This is a genomic window from uncultured Slackia sp. (genome assembly GCF_944321625.1).
In the GTDB taxonomy this organism is placed as follows: Bacteria; Actinomycetota; Coriobacteriia; order Coriobacteriales; family Eggerthellaceae; genus Slackia.
In genome coordinates this window covers 1-9,071 of record NZ_CALUMA010000076.1, presented here as the reverse complement: position 1 = coordinate 9,071, position 9,071 = coordinate 1, and the positions used below count along the sequence as shown (strand labels likewise).

The window sequence follows — 9,071 nt, the reverse complement described above, 5'->3', positions numbered from 1 at the left end:
GACCCCATCCTCATCTCTGGTACCGACGGCGTTGGCACCAAGCTCAAGCTCGCTCAGCTTCTGGGCAAGCATGACACCGTGGGCATTGACCTGGTTGCCATGTGCGTGAACGACATTCTGGCCGCTGGCGCCGAGCCGCTGTTCTTCTTGGACTACATCGCCATTGGCAAGCTGCGTAAGGAACACGTGGCAACCGTGGTGGGCGGCATCGCTGAAGGCTGCCGTCAGGCGGGCTGCGCGCTCATCGGCGGCGAGATGGCTGAGCATCCCGGCGTGATGGATCCCGATGATTACGATCTGTCCGGCTTCACCGTGGGCGTGGTGGACCGCCCCAAGATGATCGGCCCCGAGAAGGTGTGCGAGGGCGATGTGGTCATCGGCCTCAAGTCCAGCGGCTTCCACTCCAACGGCTATTCGCTCGTGCGCAAGGTCATGGTGGAGGGCAAGACGCCTGAGGACCTGGCCGCGTGCCCGCCCGAACTGGGCGGCGTGAGCCTGGGCGAGGCGATGCTGGCCCCCACGCGCATCTACGTGAAACCGGTGCTCTCCTGCCTGCGCGCGCTGCCGGGCGCCGTGCACGCGCTCGCGCACATCACAGGCGGCGGCATGACCGAGAACCTCAACCGCGCGCTGCCCGATACGCTGGACGCCTTGGTGGATGATGCGTCCTGGCCGGTGCCGCCCATCGTGCAGATGGCGGTGGATGCCGCGGGGCTCACGCGCGAAGAAGCGCTCAAGACCTTCAACCTGGGCATCGGCATGGCGCTCATCGTGGACGCGTCCCAGGCGGATGCCGTGATGGCGCAGCTGCGTGAAGACGGAGAAGACCCGCTGGTCATCGGCAAGATCGTGCCGGGCACGGGTGAGGTCCAGTACGAAGAGTAGCTGCTTGAAAAGCGTTCATCGAAGAGGGCGGGCGATGATGCTCGCCCTCTTTTTATGCTCCGCCTCTTGCGCATTTGCCGCTGCTGCATTCCTGGGTATTCGGCGATGCTTTTCGTCTGATGGCGAATGCGTTCGGCTTCTTGAGCGATTTTGGGCGATAATGGGTGGCTGACAGGTATGTGCCGTACGCGCGGCATTCGTTGATGGGAGATGCTCATGACAGTCAAGCTCGGCGTTCTTATTTCGGGTTCGGGAACCAATCTGCAGGCGATTATCGATGCGATCGCAGAAGGCACGCTCGATGCGGAGATTCGTGTGGTCATCTCCAGCCGCCCCGACGCCTATGGCCTGGTGCGCGCCAAGGAAGCGGGCATCCAGACCATCGCGCTGTCCAAGGATGTTTACGCCGACCCCGATATCGCTAACGAGGCCATCGCGACCGAGCTCATGCACGCGGGCTGCGACTATGTGGTGATGGCGGGCTACATGCGCATGGTGACCGACCCCATCCTCATGGCGTTCCCCGACCGCGTGCTCAACCTGCACCCCGCGCTGCTTCCCTCGTTCAAGGGGGCTCACGCCATTCGCGACGCCTACGATGCAGGCGTGAAGGTGACGGGCGTGACCGTTCATTTCGCCAACGCCGAGTATGACAAGGGCCCCATTGTGGCACAGCGCGCGGTGGACGTTGCCGAGGACGACACGCTTGACACGCTGGAAGCCAAGATTCACGAGGTCGAGCACGAGCTGTACCCCGAGGTTCTGCGCTGGATTGCCGCCGGTCGCGTAACCGTGGGCGATGACCGCAAGGTGTACATTTCATAGAAGCATCGGCCAGGGGTTCAAAACCCATCAAATTTGCAACGCATTAATCAAATGGGAGAAGTTTTGAACCCTTTGACTTCAAAAAGCGCAGAGCTTGGAAGAGCCGAGAATTTGTGACCAGGCATTATAAGAATCTGAACCCATTGCATATTATCCGCATGAGAAGCAATGGGTTCAAAACTTCTTATAATTGCAAATCGCTTGCAAATAATGGAAGTTTTGAACCCGGCAACGATGGTTGCGTCAGCGTATTGAACGGAAACGATAGTTTGTCAGCTTGAGGAGGATGTCTATGCGCAAAGAGATACTGCTAGGAATCGCAAAAGCCCTGAGAGAGGGAACCGCGGTACAACTGCGTCCGGAAGATTTCCCATGCTTCTCCGCGCAGGCCGCTGTCGAAGATCCGCGCACGTCGCCTGAGGCGCTTGCGCGTATCGCCGCGTCGATCGGGCCAGAAGATGCATGCGTGTTCGAACGTGCGGCGCGCGCTATCGATGAAGGCGACCTGGCGTGGATTGGCTTCAAGGTGGTCACCGATTCTGCGGCAGCCCAGGCCAATACCGATAACGAAGTCACTAAGAAGTATGGCGATGTGGGTAGCGCCGATGGTTGTGACCTGGTGTTTTTCTGCAACGATGCCAAAGAGGTCGTTGCAGGCCGCCCGTATTCGCCGCGCGATCTGTTCCAGATGAAAGACGTCACGCGCGGACCTTCCATGCATAACGATCAGTTCGAGGGTCTTACGTGGACGTCGGTCCCGCTGTTCGATTCCGTGAAGGTGTGGCTTGCTGGAGCGAGCGACGTTGCGGTGGAGGTTGCGGCGCTCGCGCACCACGTAGGCTTTAAGGTCGAAGTGCTCGATGACGACGCGAGCTACCTCACTGAGACGCGGTTCCCCGACGCCAAGCGTACGCTTCTGACCTCGTTCGACGAGCTTGACACGCATGCTCCTGCGCCGTCGGATTACGTCTGCGTGCTCACGCGCGGTCACATGCACGACCCTGAAAGCTGCCTGTGGGCGGTGCGCCACGGCGTGCACTACGTGGGCATGATGGGGTGCAAGGGCAAGAACAACCGCGTGCACGACCTGTGCATCGAAGGCGGCATGAGCGAGGAGCAGTGGGATTCCGTCAAGCGCCCCATCGGTCTCAAGTTCGGGGCAAAAACGCCCGCTGAGCTTGCCATCGCCATCGTCGCGGAGCTCGTGGACGTGCGTTACCGCCAGCGTTACAGCGAAGAGGCGCGTGCCAAGCACGAAGCCGATTTAGGTCGTTGACGCGAATCGTTCCCTTCATAGGACAAGCTTGCATGCATGAGCCGGGCTGCGCGCATTGCGCCGTCCGGCCTTCTAGGTTGAATGGGCTGTTTTCAGGGGCCTGCGGCAGCAGCTTTCCGCACATCCGACTTTTTCGCGCAGGCGCGCGCCGCGGCGTCTTTGCATCCGTATACCGCGTATAATCAAAAGGTCAGAGCATTTTCAGGTAAGAAGGGAAGGCGGCGGCATGGGAAATCCCCAAATCAAGCGAGCGCTCGTGTCGGTCACGGACAAAACCGGCGTGGCTGAATTCGCGAAGGCGCTTCATGACGAGTTCGGCGTTGAGATCGTGTCCACGGGCGGCACGGCGAAGGCTATCGAGGCGGCGGGCGTGCCCGTGCGCCCCATTGACGACCTGACCGGCTTCCCCGAGATGATGGACGGCCGCGTCAAGACGCTTCACCCTAAGGTGCACGGCGGCCTGCTCGCCAAGCGCGACAACGCCGAGCACATGCGCCAGGCCGAAGAGCACGGCATTGGCATGATCGACATGGTGGTGGTGAACCTCTACGCGTTCGAGAAGACCGTCGAGTCCGGCGCTGATTTCGATACTTGCATCGAGAACATCGACATCGGAGGCCCCTCCATGCTGCGCTCTGCGGCGAAGAACCACGCCTCTGTCGCGGTGGTCACCGACCCCGCCAGCTATGACGCCATTCTCGAGGAGATGCGCGCCAACGACGGCTGCACCACGCTGGAAACCCGCCGCAAGCTGGCCCTTCGCGTGTTCCAGACCACCAATGTGTACGACGGCGCCATCGCGCGCTGGCTGGAGAAGCAGCTCGATGAGGGTGCTGGCCTGCCCAGCGAGATGCCCGATACGGTTGACCTGCATCTGGCGAAGCAGCAGGGTCTGCGCTACGGCGAGAACCCGCATCAGAAGGCGGCGTTCTATCGTCTTGACGAATTCGCGCAGGCGCACAGCCTGGTGAATGCCGAGCAGCTCAACGGCAAGGAGCTTTCGTACAACAACCTCCTGGACACCGACGCCTGCTGGTCGCTCGTGCGCGAGTTCGACGAGCCCGCCGTGGTCATCCTGAAGCATCAGAACCCCTGCGGCAGCGCCGTGGCCGCCACCGTGGCCGAGGCCTATGACAAGGCGTTCGCGTGCGACCCCAAGAGCGCGTTCGGTGGCATCATCGCCGCTAACGTTGAGGTTTCCCAGGAGATGGTCGAGCACATCAACGAGAACAAGCAGTTCATCGAGGTCGTCATCGCCCCCAGCTATGAGCAGGGCGCACTCGATTTGCTGCAGCAGAAGAAGAACGTGCGCGTGCTGCGTACCGGCGGCGTTGACGCCCCGGTGGCGGTGGAGTTCCGCAGCGTCGACGGCGGCATGCTGGTGCAGAACGTCGACCGCGTGACCGAGAAGCCCGAAGACTTCACGGTGCCCACCAAGCGCAAGCCCACCGATGAGGAGATGCACGAGCTTCTGTTCGCGTGGAAGGTGTGCAAGGGCGTGAAGTCCAACGCCATTCTGGTGTCCAAGAATCATGCCGGCATCGGCATGGGCCCCGGCCAGCCTAACCGCGTGGATTCCGCCGAACTCGCCTGCAAGCGTGCTCATGAGGCGTGCGAGCGCATGGGCGTCGAGGCCACCGGTCTGGTTGCCGCGTCCGACGCGTTCTTCCCGTTCCGCGACAACATCGACACGCTGGCAAGCTACGGTGTGACCGCCATCATCCAGCCCGGCGGTTCTATCCGCGACGAGGAGAGCATCCAGGCCTGCGACGAGCACGGCATCGCCATGGTGTTCACCGGCCATCGCCACTTCCGCCATTAATGTGGTGCGCCGCCCGAAAGGGCGGCGCTTTTTTATTTCATCGCTTCTTCTACGGCGGCGGCGAAATCGTTGTACATGCCGCTTGCCTTTGATCCGCTGAAGGCTTTGACCACGTTGCCTTCAGCGTCGATGACCAAGGTGTATGGGATGCCGCTGGTGGGGTAGGCGCTCTGCACAGCATAATCCTCATCGAGCACCCAGGTGAAATCGTACGGATTCTCGGCCATGAAATCCTCGACGGTCGCGGCATCTTCGCCGCAGTTCACCAAAATCGCCTCAACGCCTTCATAGTCTTTCGTAATTTGCTGGATATCGGGCATCTCCTCGATGCAGTAGGGGCACCATGTTGCCCAGAAGCTCAAGATGACTACATGACCGCGGGAGTCCGACAGCTGCCTCTGCGACCCATCGACCAGATTAAGCGTTACGTCGGGCGCTTCGGAGGAGCTTGCGGAGCTGCCGGAATCGGCGCTTTGCGAGCTCTGCGTGCGAGAACCCATACCCGCGTAGTCATCCGAATCCTTGGCGTTGCCGCCGGTGAGCAGGGAGATTCCGGCGAATGCAGCCACCAGAACCACCGCGACAATCGCCAAAATGATTTTAGGACTGATGCCCGTGCTCTTTCCATGCGGGATCTGATTGCTGTTGGCCATGAGAAATCCTTTCGGTCGATTTGCACGCAAAAGTGTGCAGGGTCACGGGAATTGAACGGGGCGGATGGTACGGACCGTTTACGCTGTGCGCGGTGGTTTGCTCTCGTCACCGTGGCTCGGGGTTGCGCCTGTTTTCACATTCGCTTCGTTATCGCTCGCGGCAGGCGCTGCGGGCGATGCATCGCGTTTCCGAACGCCTACGCTGAAGCGAATCGCGCCGAATTCGCAGACGGATTTGCAGGCGCCGCATTGGATGCACTCACGGTCGCCCACCTGTTTCACGTCCATGCGACATGCCTCCACGCATGCGCCGCAGTTCGTGCAGGCTTCGGTATCCACCGTATAACGCAGCAGGCAAAAGCGGTTGAAAAATCCGTACAAGGCACCCAACGGGCAAAGGAATCGGCAAAACGGCCGATACACGAACAGCGCCGCCACGATTAGAGCAAGAAGCAGGCTTACCTTCCAGGAGAAGAGAACCCCCACCATGCTTTGAAGCGATGGGCTTGCTGCCACAAGGGCGATGCCGGGTAGCGTACCGGCGGGGCAGACGAAAGAGCAAAACAGAGGTTTCCCCAGGTCGTGCGTCATAAGCGTGACAACAGGGCCAGCGATGACGAGCGCCAGCATGAAATACTTAAGCCAGGAAAGGCGTCGGCTCCATGTGTCTTTGCGAACCTCGGGCAGGTGCATCGCTCGTCCGACTTTATCAATCATGTCTTGCAAAAAACCAAACGGGCACGCCCATCCGCAAATGGTTCGACCCGCCAATGCCCCGAATGCCAGCAGTGTGCCGCCAACATAAAAGCCCATGGGAAGCGATGCCGAAGCGAGCGCTTGCTGCAGCGCGCCCACGGGACAGGCCGCAACCGCGCCGGGGCATGAATAGCAGTGCAGGCCGGGTGCGCATACGCCCTTCGAAGGCGCACGTCCCACGCTCATGGTGGCGATACCCTGGAAGTCAAGATTGTAGAGCAGGGCGGCAAAAAGCTGCACGAGGTGCCTCTTTGCGCGGGAGAATATGCCGCCGTGTCCCTTTCGCATCGAGCGACCGTCGCGCTCCTTGTCTATCGAACGATTGCTGCGTCCCATCAGCCGATCCCTATGCATTCGTAGCACACCATGGCAGCGCGCTGCCATACATCGTGCGGCGCTTCTCCTAAGACGCCCAGCGCGATAAAAGCACAGGCGATTATCAGGATCGCAACAACGGCAACGCGTGCGGCGATGCCCGCTTTTCCGCGCGTCGCGTTCGCTTGCTGAATATGTTTGTCTGCGTGAATCATGCGCGTATTGTACCTGATGCTTCGAAACGGCGCGTCTTGTGCTTTATGCCGCAGGGAAGCTTGGTCTATACTGCGAAAATACAAAAACAAGGAGGGGAACCTTGTCCATCGCTCAAGCAAAAGGAATAGTGAAGAGCCTGAGGTGGTATCACCTTGGCTTCTGCTTCTTTTGGGCGATTACGTTCACCGCGCTTTCGGGGCCGTCGGGTCAATTCGGTCAAGGTTATGAGGCGTATTCCATCTGCAAGCAGGCGACCACGCTCATCGCTCTCTGCGTTGCCGCGGTATGGTCACGGCATCATCATGCGTTCCCACCTCATGCCGCTATCGGCGCCGGTGTGGTTCTTTCGGCGGGGTCGCTCCTCTACTATCTCGCGTTCTTCTACGGGTCGTATTCGCTCATGTCGGCGCTTGTGTCGGGCGTGCTTGTGGGCGGCTCCGCGGGTGCATTCTATGTCATGTGGCAAAGTTTCTACGCGTCTGAAGGTTCGTCGCGTACCACGGTGTACATTCCGCTTTCGGCTGCGGTTTCAGTGGTGCTCTGCGTGCTGGTGACCATCATTCCGTTCGAGTGGACGGTGCTGTGCGCGGTCGTCGTGCTGCCTACCTGCGCGGTGTATACGCTTTATGTGAGCCTGCGCGAGGTCGAGCCTTACGAGATCGAGCCCATGACGCCCGCACGCTCGCGCATGCTTGCGCGCGATATGTGGAAGCCGGTGTTCTGCGTGTGCGCCATCGGGTTCGTGTGGCGCTTGGTGGGGCACCTCTCGGGCGGGTCGAGCGATACGGCGTTTGTCGCCATCATGGCGGGCATGAGCCTGGCGACGCTCACGGTGTCGGCCATCGAGCTCTTCTCGGGCAAGGGCTTCGACGTGCTGCGTGTGTACCAGGTTCTTTTCCCGCTGGTCACGGGCGCATTCCTGCTGCCCACCTTCCTCGGTGCCACGTGGCTGCCCGTCGCCTCCGCCTTCACGATGTTCGGCTTCGAAGTGGTGAATCTTCTGCTGCTCATCACGTGCGCCGTCTACGCCAGTCGCTTTGCTATGCATTCCTCGCTTCTGTACGCGACCTGCGTGGGCCCCACGTTGCTCTCGCTCCTCGTCGGCGATCTTGTCGCCCAATGGCTTGATCGCGGTGTGCTGTACGACTTGACGTTCGTGGTGGACATCCTGTTCGTATGCATCTACGTGCTTGCCATCGCCATGTTCGTCATCTCGATCGGCAGGGGAAGGCGACGGGATGCCCAGGCTGAGCGCATCGCGATTCACGAATCCAATGAGGTGCTTGATGGCGGCGCGGCAACGGCGAAGGCTTCCTCGGATCGCGAAGCCAAGGGCTCGGCGCGCTCATCAATGCGCAAAGATGCCAAACGCCAGGGCGAAGGCGAGCGGGCGTTCGATGTCGAAAACCGTACGGAGCGTGTCGACCATCATCCCGAGGGTGCCGGCAACGTGGATGCCTCCGACTTCGAAGCCGTGTTCGAGTCGAGCTTCGAGGAGCGCCTTGCCGCTCTCAATCTCGTCGAGCCGTTGAGCCCGCGCGAAACCGAGGTGGCGTCGCTCGTGCTGCGCGGCAATACCGTGCCCGCTATCGCGCGCAAATTGTTCATCTCCGAGAACACCGTTCGCGGGCACACCAAGGCCATCTACCGCAAGCTCAACGTACATTCCAAGCAGGAACTCATTGATTTACTTGGGTAAAATAACCCACTTCTGAACTGGTATTTCATTAAAACGACATACTTTATGGGGTGTGCGTTTTCACGCATGGGGGTAAGGTTTTCCCGTCGCATCCAAAGGGAGGGTGCGGGTCGGCCGCGCAACGGCCGGCCACGTTTTGAAACGCATGCGGGTCATGCGTTTCGCTGCGCGTCGGGCAACGGGTCCGATGCGTATATCCTGTAGGAGGGAACAATGGAAGAGCTTAAGAAGGGCATCTCCCGCCGTAACCTGCTCAAGGGCGCAACGTTTGGCGCCGCCGGTGTGGCCGCTCTGGGCCTGTTTGGCTGCAGCCCCTCGGCGAGCAGCAGCTCCGAGTCCGGCTCCAGCTCCGCTTCCGGCGAAGCTGCATCCGGCCAGCACACCTGGGAGGTCAAGCCTGAGCCTATCACCGACATCGCTGAGACGGTGGAGACCGAGGTCCTGATCATCGGTGCTGGCTACTCCGGAACCTGCTGCGCGCTTTCCGCCGCCGAGAACGGCACCCAGGTCATCCTGGTTGAGAAGGACAGCGTCCCCAACGGCCACGGCGTGGGCGGCACGGGTGCTGTGGGCTCCCGCGCGCTCGACGAGCTGGGCATCAAGGTGGACAAGCCCATCGAGATG

The 9,071-nt window shown here is 60.7% G+C and carries 8 protein-coding genes; 6 read left to right on the top strand and 2 right to left on the bottom strand.

Annotated features, from left to right (window positions below):
- From purM to purH, 4 genes are all read left to right on the top strand, one after another.
- Positions 1 to 885: phosphoribosylformylglycinamidine cyclo-ligase (gene purM / locus Q0J60_RS06815; protein ID WP_294439843.1), on the top strand; the 885-nt coding region annotated here is incomplete at its 5' end.
- Between the two features lie 210 nt (positions 886 to 1,095).
- Positions 1,096 to 1,710, top strand: coding sequence for a phosphoribosylglycinamide formyltransferase (gene purN / locus Q0J60_RS06810; protein ID WP_294439836.1), 615 nt, complete (start codon positions 1,096 to 1,098; stop codon positions 1,708 to 1,710).
- 292 nt (positions 1,711 to 2,002) lie between these two features.
- Entirely contained in the window at positions 2,003 to 2,986 is a 984-nt protein-coding gene (locus Q0J60_RS06805; protein WP_294439835.1) for an XdhC family protein, read from the top strand.
- 226 nt (positions 2,987 to 3,212) lie between these two features.
- Positions 3,213 to 4,808, top strand: a complete 1,596-nt coding sequence (gene purH, locus Q0J60_RS06800; protein WP_294439831.1) for a bifunctional phosphoribosylaminoimidazolecarboxamide formyltransferase/IMP cyclohydrolase — start codon at positions 3,213 to 3,215, stop codon at positions 4,806 to 4,808.
- A 32-nt stretch (positions 4,809 to 4,840) separates the two neighbouring features.
- Here purH and Q0J60_RS06795 read toward each other — a convergent pair whose 3' ends face one another.
- Positions 4,841 to 5,461 carry a TlpA disulfide reductase family protein gene (locus Q0J60_RS06795; protein ID WP_294439826.1) on the bottom strand — a complete coding sequence of 207 codons (621 nt, stop codon included), beginning with the start codon at positions 5,459 to 5,461 and terminating at the stop codon, positions 4,841 to 4,843.
- Positions 5,462 to 5,539: 78 nt separating this feature from the next.
- Positions 5,540 to 6,457 (bottom strand): 4Fe-4S binding protein, encoded by a 918-nt coding sequence (locus Q0J60_RS06790; RefSeq protein WP_294439825.1) that lies wholly within the window; start codon positions 6,455 to 6,457, stop codon positions 5,540 to 5,542.
- A gap of 391 nt (positions 6,458 to 6,848) precedes the next feature.
- Here Q0J60_RS06790 and Q0J60_RS06785 point away from each other — a divergent pair, with 391 nt between their 5' ends.
- Entirely contained in the window at positions 6,849 to 8,447 is a 1,599-nt protein-coding gene (locus Q0J60_RS06785) for a LuxR C-terminal-related transcriptional regulator (protein ID WP_294439824.1), read from the top strand.
- A gap of 213 nt (positions 8,448 to 8,660) precedes the next feature.
- Positions 8,661 to 9,071: FAD-dependent oxidoreductase (locus Q0J60_RS06780; protein ID WP_294439822.1), on the top strand; the 411-nt coding region annotated here is incomplete at its 3' end.